At 64.6% G+C, this 15,648-nt stretch carries 15 protein-coding genes; 6 read left to right on the top strand and 9 right to left on the bottom strand.

Features of this window, described 5'->3' with window-relative positions; all coding sequences use genetic code 11:
• Nucleotides 1-13 precede the first annotated feature (13 nt).
• The 3 genes from GGD40_RS33510 to GGD40_RS33500 all read right to left on the bottom strand — a co-directional run bounded on the left by GGD40_RS33510 (nucleotide 14) and on the right by GGD40_RS33500 (nucleotide 2,890).
• Nucleotides 14-1,513 (bottom strand): aldehyde dehydrogenase family protein, encoded by a 1,500-nt coding sequence (locus GGD40_RS33510; RefSeq protein ID WP_179746599.1) that lies wholly within the window; start codon nucleotides 1,511-1,513, stop codon nucleotides 14-16.
• A gap of 143 nt (nucleotides 1,514-1,656) precedes the next feature.
• Nucleotides 1,657-2,151: a hypothetical protein gene (locus tag GGD40_RS33505; RefSeq protein ID WP_257030657.1), complete on the bottom strand. Its 495-nt coding sequence runs from the start codon at nucleotides 2,149-2,151 to the stop codon at nucleotides 1,657-1,659.
• A 13-nt stretch (nucleotides 2,152-2,164) separates the two neighbouring features.
• A complete protein-coding gene (locus GGD40_RS33500; RefSeq protein ID WP_179709700.1) occupies nucleotides 2,165-2,890 on the bottom strand; it encodes a helix-turn-helix transcriptional regulator in 726 nt (241 codons plus the stop codon).
• Between the two features lie 277 nt (nucleotides 2,891-3,167).
• Here GGD40_RS33500 and GGD40_RS33495 point away from each other — a divergent pair, with 277 nt between their 5' ends.
• On the top strand, nucleotides 3,168-3,953 hold the full coding sequence (locus GGD40_RS33495; protein WP_179709702.1) for an SDR family NAD(P)-dependent oxidoreductase: 786 nt from the start codon (nucleotides 3,168-3,170) through the stop codon (nucleotides 3,951-3,953).
• A 75-nt stretch (nucleotides 3,954-4,028) separates the two neighbouring features.
• On the opposite strand, the gene GGD40_RS33490 is transcribed toward GGD40_RS33495, so the two are convergent.
• The 5 genes from GGD40_RS33490 to GGD40_RS33470 all read right to left on the bottom strand — a co-directional run bounded on the left by GGD40_RS33490 (nucleotide 4,029) and on the right by GGD40_RS33470 (nucleotide 9,458).
• Complete coding sequence (locus GGD40_RS33490) at nucleotides 4,029-4,835, bottom strand: SDR family oxidoreductase (RefSeq protein WP_179746598.1); 807 nt, start codon at nucleotides 4,833-4,835, stop codon at nucleotides 4,029-4,031.
• Entirely contained in the window at nucleotides 4,832-5,671 is an 840-nt protein-coding gene (locus GGD40_RS33485; RefSeq protein ID WP_179746597.1) for a MoaF C-terminal domain-containing protein, read from the bottom strand. The genes GGD40_RS33490 and GGD40_RS33485 overlap by 4 nt, the downstream gene beginning before the upstream one ends.
• Nucleotides 5,672-5,828: 157 nt before the next feature.
• Nucleotides 5,829-6,956, bottom strand: coding sequence for a class II histone deacetylase (locus tag GGD40_RS33480; RefSeq protein ID WP_179746596.1), 1,128 nt, complete (start codon nucleotides 6,954-6,956; stop codon nucleotides 5,829-5,831).
• Between the two features lie 56 nt (nucleotides 6,957-7,012).
• Nucleotides 7,013-8,281 (bottom strand): MFS transporter, encoded by a 1,269-nt coding sequence (locus GGD40_RS33475; RefSeq protein ID WP_179746595.1) that lies wholly within the window; start codon nucleotides 8,279-8,281, stop codon nucleotides 7,013-7,015.
• 115 nt (nucleotides 8,282-8,396) lie between these two features.
• Entirely contained in the window at nucleotides 8,397-9,458 is a 1,062-nt protein-coding gene (locus GGD40_RS33470; RefSeq protein ID WP_179746594.1) for a porin, read from the bottom strand.
• Between the two features lie 455 nt (nucleotides 9,459-9,913).
• On the opposite strand from GGD40_RS33470, the gene GGD40_RS33465 reads away from it, so the two are divergent.
• A complete protein-coding gene (locus GGD40_RS33465) occupies nucleotides 9,914-11,002 on the top strand; it encodes a response regulator transcription factor (RefSeq protein WP_179747143.1) in 1,089 nt (362 codons plus the stop codon).
• Nucleotides 11,003-11,011: 9 nt separating this feature from the next.
• Here GGD40_RS33465 and hpaR read toward each other — a convergent pair whose 3' ends face one another.
• Nucleotides 11,012-11,419 carry a homoprotocatechuate degradation operon regulator HpaR gene (gene hpaR / locus GGD40_RS33460; RefSeq protein ID WP_179746592.1) on the bottom strand — a complete coding sequence of 136 codons (408 nt, stop codon included), beginning with the start codon at nucleotides 11,417-11,419 and terminating at the stop codon, nucleotides 11,012-11,014.
• Nucleotides 11,420-11,599: 180 nt separating this feature from the next.
• Between hpaR and GGD40_RS33455 the strand changes: the two genes are divergently transcribed.
• The 4 genes from GGD40_RS33455 (at nucleotide 11,600) to hpaD (ending at nucleotide 15,621) form a co-directional block, all read left to right on the top strand.
• Nucleotides 11,600-12,394 carry a fumarylacetoacetate hydrolase family protein gene (locus GGD40_RS33455; protein WP_179746590.1) on the top strand — a complete coding sequence of 265 codons (795 nt, stop codon included), beginning with the start codon at nucleotides 11,600-11,602 and terminating at the stop codon, nucleotides 12,392-12,394.
• Complete coding sequence (locus tag GGD40_RS33450; protein WP_179746588.1) at nucleotides 12,391-13,149, top strand: fumarylacetoacetate hydrolase family protein; 759 nt, start codon at nucleotides 12,391-12,393, stop codon at nucleotides 13,147-13,149. Before GGD40_RS33455 ends, GGD40_RS33450 begins: the two co-directional genes overlap by 4 nt.
• Nucleotides 13,150-13,194: 45 nt before the next feature.
• The gene (gene hpaE, locus GGD40_RS33445; RefSeq protein WP_179709722.1) at nucleotides 13,195-14,652 is read left to right on the top strand and encodes a 5-carboxymethyl-2-hydroxymuconate semialdehyde dehydrogenase; all 1,458 of its coding nucleotides are present in this window, start codon (nucleotides 13,195-13,197) and stop codon (nucleotides 14,650-14,652) included.
• Nucleotides 14,653-14,757: 105 nt separating this feature from the next.
• A complete protein-coding gene (gene hpaD, locus GGD40_RS33440) occupies nucleotides 14,758-15,621 on the top strand; it encodes a 3,4-dihydroxyphenylacetate 2,3-dioxygenase (RefSeq protein WP_179709724.1) in 864 nt (287 codons plus the stop codon).
• The last annotated feature ends 27 nt before the right edge of the window (nucleotides 15,622-15,648 follow it).

Below are 15,648 nucleotides of genomic sequence, written 5' to 3'. Positions count from 1 at the left end.
GCTGGTGTGACGCTCAATGCGCGATACACACCGATTTGGTTTCGGTGAAGCCTTCAATCGCGTACTTGCCGAATTCGCGGCCCATGCCCGATTGTTTGAAGCCGCCGAACGGCATGGCCGGGTCGAGCGGCACATGGCAATTCACCCACACGGTGCCCGCATCCATTTGCGGCACGAGGTTCATCACCGTCTTGAGGTCGTTGCTCCACAGGCTCGCGGCGAGACCATAGGGCGTGTCGTTGGCGAGGCGCAGCGCGTCGAGCGGATCGTCGAACGGCACGATCGCGAGCACCGGACCGAACACTTCGTCGCGCAAAATCGCGGCGTCGTGCGGGACGTCGGCGATCACCGCCGGGCGCACGTAGTAGCCCGGCAGATCGACCGGTTTGCCGCCGGCCAGAAATTTGAGGCCCGCTGCCTGCGCGCGTGCGATGTGCTGCGTGACACGCTCGCGATGCTGCGCGGACACCAGCGGATTGATCTGCGCATTCGGGTCGAGGCCTGGGCCGAGCGTCATCGAACTGGCGATATCGGCGAGACCTTCGGCCACTTGCCGGTACTTGCTGCGATGCACATAGATGCGCGAGGCCGCCGCGCACACCTGCCCCTGGTTGAAGAAGCCGCCCGCGAGCGCGCCTTGAATGGCCTGCTCGACGTCGATATCGGCCAGCATCACCGCCGGATTCTTGCCGCCTAGTTCCAGCGAAAAGCGCGTCATGTTCTGCACCGCGGCCGTGCCGACCAGCTTGCCGGTCGGCGTGGAACCGGTGAACGAAATCTTGTTGATGCCCGGATGCGCGGCCAGCGCGGCGCCGCATTCGCGTCCGCCGGTCACGACGTTGAAGACGCCGGCGGGCACGCCCGCTTCGAGCGCCAGTTCGGCCAGCCGCAGCGCGGTCAACGGCGTTTCCGGCGACGGTTTGATCACGATGGTGCAACCTGCGGCGAGCGCCGGCACGAGCTTCCAGACGGCGATCATCAGCGGGAAATTCCACGGCACGATGCCCGCCACCACGCCGACCGGCTCCTTGCGCGTATAGGCCGTGTAACGCGTGCCGGGCGGAAACGGAATCGACACGTCGAGCGTTTCGCCGGTGATCTTGGTCGCCCAGCCCGCCATATAGCGCACATATTCGATCGTCGCGCCGACTTCCACCGCGCGGGCTATGTTGATCGACTTACCCTGATTCAGCGTTTCGAGCTGCGCGAGGTCTTCGGCGTTGGCTTCGAGCAGGTCGGCCAGACGCAGCAGAATGCGTTCGCGGTCGGCGGGACGCAGGCCGCTCCACACGCGGGCGTCGAATGCGGCGCGCGCGTTGACGACCGCGCGATCGACGTCGCTGGCGTCCGCATCCGCGACCGTGGCGAGACGTTCGCCGGTCGCCGGATTGAACACGTCCAGACGCCGGTCCGACTGCGCCGCTTGCTGCGTACCGCCGATAAACAAACCGAAGTCGCGTTGCACGAACGCGCGAACCGCGTCGCTGACGACCACCGTTGCATCGTTACTCATATCCTGGGTCTCTTGTTGGTGTTGCGCGTGACTGAAGAATCAATGTAGTCAGGCCCGCTCACGCAGCGTTAGCGCAAATCGGCAGGCCGTCCGTGGGGTCAGGGAAAACATCTAGCGGGGCTTGAGTTCGCGCGTTCATGGATTCATGCCTTCAGGCAGGCCTCGAACGCGTCGCGCTGCACGAACAGACGCTCCGGCAGCAGCACCGCTTCGGCCGCGTTGATCTGCATCAGCAGCGCGAAGCGCACGCCGTCGCTATGACCGACGATCGCGCAGTTTGCTTCCACGAAGCCACGGTTGAAGCGGGGATCGCCTCCCAGAATGTCGACGTCGTCGTGCAAGCCGACGCAGCGCGCGCCGTCGACGATGTTCCAGCTATCGGGCAAGCGCAGCAGAATGTCCGACACGTCCTCTTCGCGTGAAATCACGGCGGCTAGCGCTGACGGACGACGCTGGAACCACCGCTCGCCCGGTGAGCCGTCGGCGCGCTGCACGGCGAGCGCCGCCACCGCGTAGAGCAGCATCGGCTCGGCGGTTTCCGTGCTTTCCGTGCTTTCCAAAAAACCGCCGGGTCCACGCGGTTCGCCGCGCTCAGCCCGTTCACCACGCAAGCTTTGTCGCAATTCGCTGTCGATCATGAACCCGGCCTCCTCACAGAAACAGCGCGCCGATCATTTCCGTGCGGCTCGACACGCCGAGCTTGCGGAACATACGCAACAAGTGGGTCTTGACAGTGGGCTGCGCGAGCGCGAGATCGCGAGCGATTTCCTTGTTCGACAGACCGTTGCGCACCAGTCGCGCGATCTGCTGTTCGCGGTGCGTGAGCGTCGGACGAAGCGCCGTCTCGGACTCGGCGCGCGAATGCGTGCGCATCGGACGCTGATCGCGCAACGCCGGCACGAGCGCGGCTTCGAGCAGCGGTTGGATGGCCTGCGCGCGCTGCTGGTCGTCACTGGAAAAAGTGTCGGCGGGCGCCATGCGCAGCAACGAAAACGCCGCCGCCGGCCGCGCGCCATCGCGCAGCAGCACTTCCATCACGTCGACCACTTGATGCGGATTCAGAAACCGCCGCCAGTACACCGAGCCGCCGCGCGCGGGTTCGGGCAACTCGCCCGCCAGCGTCAGCACGCTGCCCGGATGGCCTGCGAAGCGCGCGGGATGCATCGGATCGAGCGCGCAATAGCGCTGCAAATACATTCGATGCATCGCCTCCGTCATACCGAAGAGTTCGAATCCCGACGGCTGATGGTCCGCACCGACCCAGTAAAACACCGTCGCGGAGGGCCGCACCAGTTGCGCGAGCGCGTTCACGGCGGCGTCCAGCGCGGGCAGAAAGGCGCCTGTCGATGCAGCTTCGTCGCGGATCAGATTCAGCATTGCGCGCTCCCGGTTCGCCAGCTCGAACCCATCGTACAAACGGGGGTCGGCGCTGCGTGAGCACGAATTGGCAAATCGATGCGGCTCAACGTGCTCACCGAGCGTGTGCACCACCGAGCGCGTGCAACGAACGCCTGCGCCGAACCCGCGGACGATGCTTGCGTTGTCATCCTTTTGCCTGATTTCGCACCGCCGCCAGCGTGCCTAGACTCTGGTTTCATGCTTCACCTCCTCGCCTCCGCGAATTCAACTCAACACGACATTCATAAGGAACCCCATGTCCGAACAACGCACGGTGGTCATCACAGGCGCGGGCACCGGTATCGGTGAAGCCTGCGCCCGTCTTTTCGCGGCACGCGGCGCGCGCGTGGCACTGATCGGCCGGCGCCGCGAACCGCTCGAACGGGTGGCGCGCGAAACCGGTGGCCTCGTGCTCGACGGCGACGCCGCCAGCAGCGCCGACTGGACCCGCTTCAACGCCGCGATCAAAGTGCAAGGCGGCGGCGCCGACGCGCTGATCGCCTGCGCGGGCGGCTTCGGCATGGGCAGCGCCACCGACACCGACGACGCCGCGTGGTCCGCCGCGATGCGCGCCAATCTCGACACCGCCTTCGTCGCCGCGCGCGCTTGCCTGCCGGATCTGATCGAACGACGCGGCGCGATCGTGCTGGTGGCGTCGATCGCGTCGCTCGCGGCCGGTCCGGCTGTGTGCGGCTACACCACGTCGAAGCACGCGCTGATCGGCCTGACCCGTTCGCTCGCGCGCGATTACGGCCCGCATGGCGTGCGCGTCAACGCGGTGTGCCCCGGCTGGGTCCGCACGCCGATGGCCGACGCGGAAATGGCGCCGCTGATGCAGCACTACGACGAATCGCTCGATGCGGCCTACCGGCGTGTCTGCGCCGATGTGCCGTTGCGCCGCCCCGCATCCGCCGAGGAAATCGCCGGCGTGTGCGAGTTTCTGGCGTCGCCGGCGGCGTCGATCGTGACGGGGGCCACGCTGGTCGCCGACGGTGGCTCGTCGATTGTCGATGTGCCGACGTTGGCGTTCGAGCATCTGTGATGCGTCTTTGATGCACCTGTAAGCGCTCGTGAGAGTTACTCGCGAGCGCTTCGAATTGAACAAGGCCGCCGTGCCCTACCCCAGCACAGCGGTCGACTCAGGCAGCGTCGCGCCGCCGTCGACCACGATGGTCTGCCCGGTGATATACGACGCGGCATCCGAAGCGAGAAACAGCATGGCCGCCGCGATATCCGACGGCTCGCCCAGACGCCCGAGCGGAATGCCCTGTTCGATACGCCGGTTGTGCGCGTCGTCGCCGAGATTGTCCATGGCAGGCGTGCGGATCATGCCGGGCTCGACGCCGTTGACCGTGATCTTGTATCGAGCCAGTTCCAATGCAGCCGCGCGAATGAAGCCGTTCACGCCCGCCTTCGACGCCGCGTAATGCGCGAGCCCCGGATAGGCGACCCGTGGCCCTGTCACCGACGACGTCGCCAGCATCCGCCCGCCGCCCTGCCGGATAAACGCGGGCGTCGCCGCCTGCGCGAGCCAGAACAGCGCGCTGAGATTCACCGCTAACGTGCGCTGCAACATGGCGGGCGTGATCGCGTCGAATGCGGTGAGCGGGAAATACGCGGCGTTGTGCACGACCACGTCGAGGCGACCGAAATCCGCTTCCACCTCGGCGACGAGGCGCGCGATTTGCGCGTGCTCGGCGAGGTCCGCTTCATAAGCGCGTGCCGTGCCGCTGCCCTGTTGCGCGATGCGCTGCGCGGCAACCGAAGCCGCCTCGCCGCGCAAATCGGCAATCGCCACTTCCGCGCCGCGCGCCGCAAACGCCGCGGCGATGCCGAAGCCGATGCCTTGCGCGCCGCCCGTGACCAGCACCGCCTTGCCAGCGAAATCGCGCACCTGTAGCGGCGTTTGTGCGGCGCCGTTCATTGCGGGTACTGCGTCACGTTGAGCACCTGCGCCAGCGCGCCAACCGGAAAGTTCGACAGCGCGCCGAACTGGCTGCCCTGGTAGCCGAAAATCTTGCCGTCGGTCTTATTGCGCGCGAGATCGATCATCACCACGCCGAGCGTCGGAATGATTTTTTCGCGCCAGACGAACAGGAACAGATCGTCGGCGATGGCAATGTAATGGCAGCGATCCACGTCCGCGAGACCGGCTTCCACACCCGACAGACACTGCCACGCGTAGAAGTTTTCGTTCAGGTAGACGTGCTCGTAGCGTTCGGTGGCGCTGTACGTGTACAGATTGCGCATGCCGATCAGCTCGCGCGTCGGCTGATGCAAAGTCGGCTGGGCTGCTGCCGCGCTGCCCTGCTGCGCAATCCGGCCGTGGCGAAAAGTCGCCTGCACGCTCGTCAGTTCCATCCCGCGCTCAACACGCGTGAATGCATCCGTGCGGGCTTCGCTTTCGTTCGGCAGCGTACCGGTGACCGACGTACACAAGCCCTGCGTCACGTCGAGCACGTAGCTCGTGGAAACCGGCCGCGCGCCGCCGTCGCCGTGCTTGTCGACGCCCGCATCGCCGCCGATGTAATCGACGAAATAGATGCCGTCGCGCACCGACGTGACCCGGCATTCGAATTCGCCGTGTTCGGTCCGCACCACGTCCGCCGACACGAACGTCAGCGTTACCGCCAAGCCGTCGGTGAAATCGAGCCGCAGCGTGCGGCCGCTCAGATCGTCGACTGGCGAAAGAATGTGACTGTCGGGTGCAAAGCCATCGGCCAGCGCGCCGACCTGGATGAAAACGGGTTGAGATGTCATGACGGTATTGCTCCAGTAGTTCGATGAATTGCTGCGGTTGTTATCCGCCGCAGCGCCTGTGACTACTGTACGGAGGCCACGGGCGCGGCGGCATCCACCAGAAGGATGACAACGTGCCCGTTGTCCGCCGCGCTCAAAGGCTCAAAGGCTCCAAAGCTCACACGCTTGTCAGGCGCGAAAACCCGAACTCTTCCGCAAGCTCATCGATCAACCCGCGCTGAAACGCCTGAAAACGCGCGTTGGGCTGCTGCGCGATGGCCAGATCGAGCATCGGGTCGCTCACCTGAGTACGCACGTCCGCCAGCGTTTCCACAATCGCGTGGCCGCAGAACGGCACATATGCTTCCGAATAGCCGCCCTCGTGGACGATCACGAGACGGCCGTCGCAATGCCGCTCGGCGGCGTCGCGCATCAACTGCGTCATCGTGCGATAGCTTTCGCTGTGCAGCAGCATGCGCGCGAGCGGATCGACCGCGCTGGCGTCGAGCCCGCTCGCCACCACGATCAGCTCGGGCTTGAACGCGTCCAGCGCGGGCAGCACGATGCGCTCGAATGCATACAGGTACGCGTCGTGGCCGCCGCCCGGTAGCAACGGCACGTTCAGATTGGCGCCGATGCCAGCGCCCGCGCCGCGTTCGTCCGCACCGCTATAGCCCGGCGGAAAGCAGCGATCCTGATGCAACGAAACGGTCAGCGTGTTCGGATCGTCGTAATAGATCGACTGCGTGCCGTTGCCGTGGTGCACGTCCCAGTCGATCACCGCGACCCGTTCCACGCGATGCTTCGCGCGCGCCGCTTCGATCGCGACCGGAATGTTGGCGAACAGGCAGAAGCCCATCGGCTTGTCACGCAGACAATGGTGGCCGGGCGGCCGCGACAACGAGAACGCATTGCTCGCACGCCGCGCGAGCACGGCGTCGAGCGCGCCAATGGCGAGACCCGCCGACAGCGCCGCGATTTCGTAACTGCCCTTGCCGAACGGCGCGAGGTCGCCGAGATCGCCGCCGGTCGTGTCGCTGAGCGCCTTGAAACGGCTCAGATAGTCACGCGGATGAACCCGCAGCAGATCGTCCTGAGTCGCGAGCGGCGCACCCTGCATGGCGAGCGCATCGGCGAGCCCCGAGGTCTGGATCAGCGCGAGCAGGCGGCGCTTCGAGTCGGGCGACTCCGCGTAGCCGCTGCTCGACGGCGGCTGTACCCAGCCGCCGATCGGAAAGAACAGCGCATGCGTGCCGCCCGTGTGCCAGAAAGTGCGTTCGTCCGTGAAAAAAGCTGTCTTGCTCATGATGTCCGTTACCTGTAGTTCACTCGTGGATTCAGATCGACCGGCCACGCGCGCTTTCAACGCTGCGCGGCCGTTACTTCGCGCCCGCTGCGCTCCACTCGCAGCAGGCACACGAACGACAGCGCGCTGATCGCCGCCGCGCCCAGAAATAAACTGGAAAGTCCCGCGCCGGCGTCGAGCAGCACCCCTGCAATCAACGGACCGACCGCGAGGCCCGCGCCGATCACGAAGTTCAAGGTGGCGATCAATCGGCCCGACGTATCGGTTTTCGCGGCGGCCGCGAGAATGAACGGCAGCACGAAGGTCCATGCGAACTTGAAGGCGAAAATCGCGGCGGCGTAGCCGGTCGCGCCCGGATGGGTCGACAGGCCGAGCAACGCCGCGACGAGAATCGCGTAACCCGTCAGCAGCATCGCCGCACGCGCGAGCCGGTTGCCGATCAGCGACGCGCACGCCGCGCCGATAATCCCCATCACGCTGGCAATGGCGAGCAGTTCGCCGGTATGTCCCGCGTCGAGTCCGGCGAGCGACGCGGCCTTGCTCGCGAAGGTCCAGACGCCGCCAATCGCCACGTAAAAAGCGAGCACGCCGCTGATTACCAGCGTGGCCAGTTGCCATGTGCTGCGTGAGTTGGAGGCATCGTTTTGCGATTGCTGGAAAGCCGTACCGCTTGCATTGCCTGCACCACTTCCACCACTCGCCCCTCCCGCCCGATTCGCACGATTCGCGCTACCCAAAGCCGCATCGAACCCACGCGTCAACGGCGAAGCAAGCAACGCCAACACCGCCAGCACCACATACAGCGCGCGCAAACCGAACGCGTCGAACAAATGCGGCAGCAGGAACAGACCGAGCGCACCGGCCACCAACTGCCCGACCACCCAAAGCCCATACACGCGATCCCGATTAGCGCTCGTCGCCGCGCTCGTCATGCACAGCACCATCAGCGTGCCGCCGCCGAGCGCGGTCAACGCGCGCAGCACCAGCAGCGCGACAAAACCCGGCATCAGCACGGCCGTGGCGGCATTGCCGATACAGAACACCGCCGTGGCGAATGCCGCGACGCGTCGTGCGTCGACCCGTCCGAGCCACAGCAGCGAAGGCAAGGTCGCGCAACTGAACGCGCCGAGTTCGACGAAAAAGTACGTGCCGATCTGCGACGCGCTCAGACCGAGCTGGCCGCCGAGTTGCGCGGCAACCGCCGGCGCGACCAGCAGCAACAACGGCGTGATCGCCGCGAACACGACCAGCGATAGCAGCGTGGACGTCGCAAATTCGCGCGGCGCGGCGGCCGACGGAGCGAAGGAAGTCGAAGGAGTTTTCATTGAGGCTCAGAGGTAACGGTAACGGTTGCGGTTGCAACGACAGCGCGGTGAAGACAGGAAACGCTAAACACCGGCACTACCGCAAGCTGAAGCGCCACGCCGGCGCCGGGCCAACTCAGAACGTGTGATACATGCCGAGCATCGCGCCGAACTGCGAGGCACCATTCAACGGCGTCGGATCGTATTCATAGACCGGTTGCGAGCTTTGACTGCTGTTGCGCGAGTAACCGAGATTCACGTAAGCGACCGTGCGTTTGGACAGCGCATACGTACCGCTCGCGATAAACAGCGTCGGGTGGCCGACGCTCGGCGTGCTCGACCAGGTCTGGTAGATGCCGCCCGCGAAGCCGACGAACGGCGTCGCCTGATAGCGCGCGCCGCCCCATGCGACGGTTTTAGACGGCGCGAGCGAACCGGTTTGACGTTCCGCGCCGCCGTAGAGCGACAGCGTCGCGATATCCCAATGCGCGGCCAACGTGCCGATGGTCTGCTGCAATCCCGACGTGTCGACATCGCCGGACACCATGCCTTGTGCGCGATGCAGCGCCGCGCTGATCCCGTAACCATTGCCGCTGTACTGCGCGCCGATTTCCAGCACGCGGCCCGAGCGCGAGTTGCCGGCCACGCCGCCGGTCGCCGCCAGCGCTTCAGCGCTGAAGCCGCCGTAGTCGGCGGATTTGAACTTCACCGAGTTGTCGATGAAGTTCGCCGACAGCGGCACCAGCACGCCCTGACCGCTGTACGCGGCGTACAGCAGCGGGTCGTAGAACACAGTGCGGTCGAACAGCACACTGAACTGCCGCCCGAGCGTGACGGTGCCGAACTTGCCGCTCAAACCGACGTAAGCGCCGCGAAAGAATGCATAGCCCGGCACGGTGGCCGTGCCGTCGTTCACATTGATGCCCTGCTCCAGGCGGAACAGCGCCTGCAATCCGCCGCCCAGATCTTCCGTGCCGGTCAGGCCGACCTGCGACGGCAGCACGCCGTAGTTCTGCAGATTCACCGCGCTGTGCTGACCGTCCGCGTTGGTGCGGTACTGAACGCCCGCGTCGATCAACCCGTACAACGTCACGGTCGATTGCGCATGCGCAGTGCCGCTGGCGACGCAAGCCGCCGCGCTCAATGCCGCGGCCCACGTTCGTCGACCGCCGCGCTGCCGTGATTCGTTTCGTTTCATTGAGAGGCTCCAAACCGTCCGATGTTGTTGTCGTAGGTCCGCCGCGGCGGCCTGCATCCCGTATCGAGTGCAACGGCAGTGTCGGTAGCGGCAATTGCGCTGAATAGACGTCCAGATGAACGGTATGGAAAACCCGCACGACGCGGCTTGATCGGTCGATGCGGCCCGCTGCGCGCGTTTGCGCAACCCGCGTTGATACCTTGCTAGTTGTGCTGCGGCGCGCAATTCACGGTAGAGGGCCGTTCAAATGAGGGGGGCAAAGCGTGCTTTCCGGCACAGCGCTTTTCAAAAAAAGCGCCACGTATAATCGATCGGCACGCAGCACTCGCGGGACATCAGCGGGACACAAGCGGGACATTCGCGAAACACTCGCGAAGCGCGCGTTATCGACAGCCGAAGGAGCCAGCGTGACAGGCATCGCAGACACCAAGCGGTTTATCGATCAGTGGGGCGAAATGCCCGCCGCGATTCCACTCGACGATTACGCGAGCGCGCCGCTCGACCAGCGCAGCGCCGACTTCGAAGGTCCGCTGGCCGGCAACGGCACCGCCACGCGCGCCCTGAGTCTGTTTCTGCTCGACCTGTACGCGCTCGCCAACCGCACCGGTATCGGCGAATTCGAACACGGCTTCTTCCGCCTGCTATCGCGCCACTTGCCGTTCGACGCCGGCTGGACCGGCGTGACGACGCACACGGCGAACGGTCCCGTGATGCACAACAGCTTCGTGTATGGCCTGCCGGGCGAATTCTTCACCGACTGGCAGCGTGTGCGCGACTGCGATCCGCTCGCGATCGGTTCGATGAATCGCTATGGGCGCGCGCTGGAGGTATCGATCGTCGCGCCGGGCATCGATCCGCGTTTTCGCAACTGGGCGATCAAATACGGGCTCGCGCAACTGATGGTGGTATCGGCGCTCGATCATCGCTTCGGCCTCACGACATTTCTATCGGTGTACCGTCGCGCGCTCGACAAACCCTTCTCCCCCGCCGACGCGCAAACGCTCGAAGACGTGATTCCGCACCTAAGCGCGGCGCTCACGATCAGCCGTTCATTCCAGTTGACGCGCGAGCGCGGCGAAAGCGTCGCCACGCCGGCCCGCGCAATCTGCGATGGTTTCGGTGCGGTGCACCAGGCGGATAAAGCATTCGAAACGATTCTGCGCAGCGAGTGGCCGGTTTATCAGAACCAGCATCTGCCGGCGCCGCTGATCGCACATCTGCATGCGGACACGGGGCAGCCTTATGTGGGTGAAACGGTCACCGTGAGTTGCTCGCCGGTGGTCGGTCTGTTTCAGCTCGAAGCGCGCCCGCGTTCGCCGCTCGACCGGTTGAGTCCGCGCGAACTCAGCGCGATCAAACTGTATGGCGATGGCCTCTCGCACAAGGAAGTCGCGCAACGCATGGCGATTTCACCGACTACCGTGCGCCACTATCTGCGTTGCGCGTACAAGAAGCTCGGCATGCACGACAAGAGTCAGATTCCCTGGCTGCTCGGCCTGCGGGAAACCGCCGGCAATCCTACGACCGCCGACGCAGGCAACTGAGCCACGGCGTTACTCGTCCTCTTCTTCGAGACCGGCCAGCAGATCGTCCACCGCGCGATAAACCCGTTCGACGATCTCCGGTCCGACCTTGCGCTCCAACTCGCGGTAATGCGCTTCAAGATCTTTTGAAATCACCCGCACCAGGTCCACGCTGGTCTCGGTCAGCGACACCAGCACGCGCCGCTGGTCTTCCGCGAAACGCTCCTTGATCACCAGTTCCATGCTCTCCATCCGCGCGAGCACGCCGGCCATGCTCGGGCTCGAAATCGTGCAGATGTCGGAGATATGACGCGGCTCCATCGGCCCGTGCTCGTTGAGCGCGCGGATCACGCGCCATTGCTGCTCGGTCAATCCATGCGCGGTAATCAATGGACGAAAACGCTCCATCATTTTTTCTCGGGCGCGCAACAACAGCATGGGCAGGTTGCGGTGCAAAACTCGGGTGGAGGCAGCGGACATGTTCGAAGAGGAATTAAAAAAGCAGCCGTCGAAGCTTAAGGGAAAACCCGCGATCAGCCGACATGACTATTGACCATGGATCATATCAAGCGCGATACTACTAACATGTTAGTGTTTTTGCCGAGAGACCGCCAGACTATGTTTGCACTTGCCGATCATCTGCTGCATCCCGAAGGCGACGCGCTGCCTCGCGATGTGGACGCCGCCAGCGCGGCCGCCCTGCTGGGCCGTGGCATGGCATGCCGCGCGCCGGTTAGCGGCGCGGTTTATGGAACCTTGCTGAACGACCGCGCCGCGCTCGCGGCGCTCGGCGATGCGATGCACGCCGCGCCGTACAAGGCGCCGCCGCAAGCGCCGGTGCTGTATCTGAAGCCGCGCAATACGTTCGCCGGGCATCGCGCTCGGGTCGTCGTGCCGGACAACGCGTTGGGCGTGGAAGTGGGTGCGTCGCTCGGTATCGTGATCGGCCGCACTGCAACACGGGTCGACGCGGATCGCGCATTGGACTACGTTGCCGGTTACACGCTGGTGGGCGACCTTAGCGTGCCGCATGCGAGCGTGTACCGCCCTTCGGTGCGGTTCCGCGCGCGCGACGGTTTTTGCGTGATCGGACCGGCGGTCGTTGCAGCGCATCATGTTGCCGTGCCGGATCGTCTCGACATCACCGTGTCGCTCAACGGCGCTGAACCGTTCACGGCGAACACGGCGTCGTCGGTGCGCAACGTGGCGCGATTGCTCGCCGACGTCACCGATTTCATGACCCTCAGCGCAGGCGACGTCATCACGCTCGGCGTGCCGCACGGTTCGCCGGTCGCGCATGTCGGCGACACCGCCACGCTCTCTATCGGCGGCTTGCCGCCGCTGACCATTTCGTTTGTCGCCGCTTCAGACGCGGCAGCGGGTGCAACAAAACACGCAGGAGAACCGTCATGATGCGCGGCCGTGTAGCGTATGCAGGCGCGATTCACGAAGCCTATCCGGATGCACAAGGCGTGCGCCTGGCCGATGGCCGCGTGTGTCGCGAGAATGAAGTGGTCTGGCTCGCGCCGATCGACGTCGGCACGATCTTCGCGCTCGGCTTGAACTACGCCGAGCATGCCAGGGAATTGCAGTTCAGCAAGCAGGAAGAGCCACTCGTGTTCCTCAAGGGACCGGGCACGGTGATCGGCCATCGCGGCTTCACGCGCCGCCCGGCCGGCGTCGCCTTCATGCACTACGAGTGCGAGCTGGCGGTGGTGATCGGCCGCACCGCGCAGAACGTGACGCGCGAAAACGCCATGCAGCACGTGGCCGGCTACATGATCGCCAACGACTACGCGATCCGCGATTACCTCGAAAACTACTACCGCCCCAACCTGCGCGTGAAGAATCGCGACGGCGGCACGGTGCTCGGCCCCTGGTTCGTCGACGCCGCCGATATCGCCGACGTCACGCAACTGGAATTGCGCACGTTCGTGAACGGCACCCGCCAGCAGCACGGCAATACGCGCGATCTCGTCACCGACATTCCGGCGCTGATCGAATACCTGAGCGGCTTCATGACGCTCGCGCCCGGCGACGTGATCCTCACCGGCACGCCGGAAGGCATCGTCAACGTGAATGCCGGCGACGAAGTGGTCTGCGAAATCGACGGCCTTGGCCGTCTCGTCAATACGATCGCCTCCGACGCGGACTTCGGCCGCGCCTGATCGGCTGATCGCCTGATCGACAGTGAATAGAGAAAGGACAAGGCAATGCGAATCGACCATCTGATCAACGGCAAAACGAGCGCCGCGCAGGATTACTTCGAAACGGTCAATCCGGCCACGCAAGAGGTGCTCGCCGAAGTCGCCCGCGGCAGCGCGCAGGAAGTGGACGCCGCCGTGCGTGCGGCCAAAGACGCGTTCCCCGCCTGGGCCGCCAAACCCGCCGCCGAGCGCGCGAAGCTGATCCGCAAGCTCGGCGAGCTGATCGTGAAGAACGTGCCGGAGATCTCCGAGACCGAAACGAAGGACACGGGTCAGACGATCTCGCAAACGCGCAAGCAACTCGTGCCGCGCGCCGCCGACAACTTCAACTACTTCGCCGAGATGTGCACGCGCGTCGACGGCCATACGTATCCGACCGAGACACATCTGAACTACACGCTGTTCCATCCGGTCGGCGTGTGCGCGCTGATCTCGCCGTGGAACGTGCCGTTCATGACCGCCACGTGGAAGGTTGCGCCCTGCCTCGCCTTCGGCAACACGGCGGTGCTGAAGATGAGCGAGCTGTCGCCGCTCACCGCGTCGATGCTCGGCCAGCTCGCGCTCGAAGCGGGCATTCCGGCGGGCGTGCTGAACGTCGTGCACGGTTTCGGCAAAGACACCGGCGAGCCGCTGGTCGCGCATCCCGACGTGCACGCCGTGTCGTTCACGGGATCGACCGCGACCGGCAACCGTATCGTGCAGACCGCCGGCCTGAAGAAGTTTTCGATGGAACTGGGCGGCAAGTCGCCGTTCGTGATTTTCGACGACGCCGATTTCGAACGCGCGCTCGACGCCGCCGTGTTCATGATCTTCTCGAACAACGGCGAACGCTGCACCGCCGGTTCGCGCATTCTCGTGCAGCGCTCGATTTACGCGCGATTCGCCGAGCGATTCGTGGAGCGTGCGAAGCGCCTGACGGTGGGCGATCCGCTCGCCGACAGCACGATCGTCGGACCGATGATCAGCCAGGGGCATCTGGCGAAAGTGCGCAGCTATATCGAACTCGGCCCGAAAGAAGGCGCGACGCTCGCGTGCGGCGGACTCGACGCGCCGGATTTGCCGGACGCCATGCGCAAAGGCAACTTCGTGAAGCCGACGGTGTTCGTCGACGTCGACAACCGCATGCGCATTGCGCAGGAAGAAATCTTCGGCCCGGTCGCCTGCCTGATTCCGTTCGACGACGAAGCCGAGGCGATCAGACTTGCGAACGATATTTCGTACGGTCTGTCGAGCTACATCTGGACCGAGAGCACGGGTCGCGCGCTGCGCGTCGCCGCGGCGGTCGAAGCCGGCATGTGCTTCGTCAATAGTCAGAACGTGCGCGATCTGCGTCAGCCGTTCGGCGGTACAAAAGCTTCCGGCGTGGGTCGCGAAGGCGGCACGTGGAGCTATGAAGTGTTCCTCGAACCGAAGAACGTCTGCGTGTCGCTCGGCTCGCATCACATTCCGCGCTGGGGCGTTTGAGGCGCCACACGACATAGCGCCGCAACTGCGTTGCGGAGATCAAGGAAAGCGCCATGGGACCCGAGTAAGCGCTGAAGCGCTAACTCGGGTCGACAGGAGATCAAAGTGGGCACGCTCGCATTAGCAGCAAAAGTCACGCACGTCCCGTCGTTATATCTGTCCGAACTCGACGGCCCGCATAAGGGCTGCCGTCAACCGGCGATCGACGGTCATCATGAAATCGGCCGCCGCTGCCGTGAACTGGGCGTGGATACGATCGTGGTGTTCGACGTGCACTGGCTGGTGAACAGCGAATACCACATCAATTGCGCGCCGAATTTCGAAGGCGTCTACACCAGCAACGAACTGCCGCATTTCATCAAGAACATGCCGTACGCGTACCCCGGCAATGTCGGACTCGGTGACCTGATCGCCGAAGTCGCGAACGAAATGGGCGTGAAAAGCCGCGCGCACAGCCAGACCACGCTCGAACTCGAGTACGGCACGCTGGTGCCGATGCGCTATATGAACGCCGATCAGCACTTCAAGACCGTCTCGGTAGCGGGCTGGTGCATGTGGCACGACCTCGCCACCAGCGCCCGCTTCGGCCTCGCGGTGCGCAAGGCGATCGAAGAGCGCTACGACGGCACCGTCGCGATTCTGGCGAGCGGGTCGCTCAGCCACCACTTCGCCGATAACGGCACCGCCGAGCAGTTCATGCATAAGGTGTGGAACCCGTTCCTCGAACAGATGGACCGCAAAGTGGTCGAGATGTGGGAAGCCGGCGACTGGAAAACCTTCTGCGAAATGCTGCCGCTCTACAACGAGAAATGTTGGGGCGAAGGCGGCATGCACGACACCGCGATGCTGCTCGGCGCACTCGGTTGGGATCGCTACGACGGCAAGGTGGAAGTCGTCACGCCGTATTTCGGCAGTTCGGGCACCGGCCAGATCAATGCGATCTTTCCGGTCACGCCGCTGCCCGTTTGAAGTCGCCTGAATCAGAGTTAGGAGCCT

The sequence above is a fragment of the Paraburkholderia bryophila genome (assembly GCF_013409255.1).
GTDB lineage: Bacteria > Pseudomonadota > Gammaproteobacteria > Burkholderiales > Burkholderiaceae > Paraburkholderia.
Note: the sequence above shows the minus strand (reverse complement) of the source record. Positions and strands in the feature narration are given on the sequence as shown.

Excerpts from the sequence above, each read along its gene's own strand:
- GGD40_RS33510 (WP_179746599.1), bottom strand. The coding sequence starts at position 1,513 with ATGAGTAACGATGCAACGGTGGTCGTCAGCGACGCGGTTCGCGCGTTC.
- GGD40_RS33505 (WP_257030657.1), bottom strand. The coding sequence starts at position 2,151 with ATGATCGACAGCGAATTGCGACAAAGCTTGCGTGGTGAACGGGCTGAG.
- GGD40_RS33500 (WP_179709700.1), bottom strand. The coding sequence starts at position 2,890 with ATGCTGAATCTGATCCGCGACGAAGCTGCATCGACAGGCGCCTTTCTG.
- GGD40_RS33495 (WP_179709702.1), top strand. The coding sequence starts at position 3,168 with ATGTCCGAACAACGCACGGTGGTCATCACAGGCGCGGGCACCGGTATC.
- GGD40_RS33490 (WP_179746598.1), bottom strand. The coding sequence starts at position 4,835 with ATGAACGGCGCCGCACAAACGCCGCTACAGGTGCGCGATTTCGCTGGC.
- GGD40_RS33485 (WP_179746597.1), bottom strand. The coding sequence starts at position 5,671 with ATGACATCTCAACCCGTTTTCATCCAGGTCGGCGCGCTGGCCGATGGC.
- GGD40_RS33480 (WP_179746596.1), bottom strand. The coding sequence starts at position 6,956 with ATGAGCAAGACAGCTTTTTTCACGGACGAACGCACTTTCTGGCACACG.
- GGD40_RS33475 (WP_179746595.1), bottom strand. The coding sequence starts at position 8,281 with ATGAAAACTCCTTCGACTTCCTTCGCTCCGTCGGCCGCCGCGCCGCGC.
- GGD40_RS33470 (WP_179746594.1), bottom strand. The coding sequence starts at position 9,458 with ATGAAACGAAACGAATCACGGCAGCGCGGCGGTCGACGAACGTGGGCC.
- GGD40_RS33465 (WP_179747143.1), top strand. The coding sequence starts at position 9,914 with ATGCCCGCCGCGATTCCACTCGACGATTACGCGAGCGCGCCGCTCGAC.
- hpaR (WP_179746592.1), bottom strand. The coding sequence starts at position 11,419 with ATGCTGTTGTTGCGCGCCCGAGAAAAAATGATGGAGCGTTTTCGTCCA.
- GGD40_RS33455 (WP_179746590.1), top strand. The coding sequence starts at position 11,600 with ATGTTTGCACTTGCCGATCATCTGCTGCATCCCGAAGGCGACGCGCTG.
- GGD40_RS33450 (WP_179746588.1), top strand. The coding sequence starts at position 12,391 with ATGATGCGCGGCCGTGTAGCGTATGCAGGCGCGATTCACGAAGCCTAT.
- hpaE (WP_179709722.1), top strand. The coding sequence starts at position 13,195 with ATGCGAATCGACCATCTGATCAACGGCAAAACGAGCGCCGCGCAGGAT.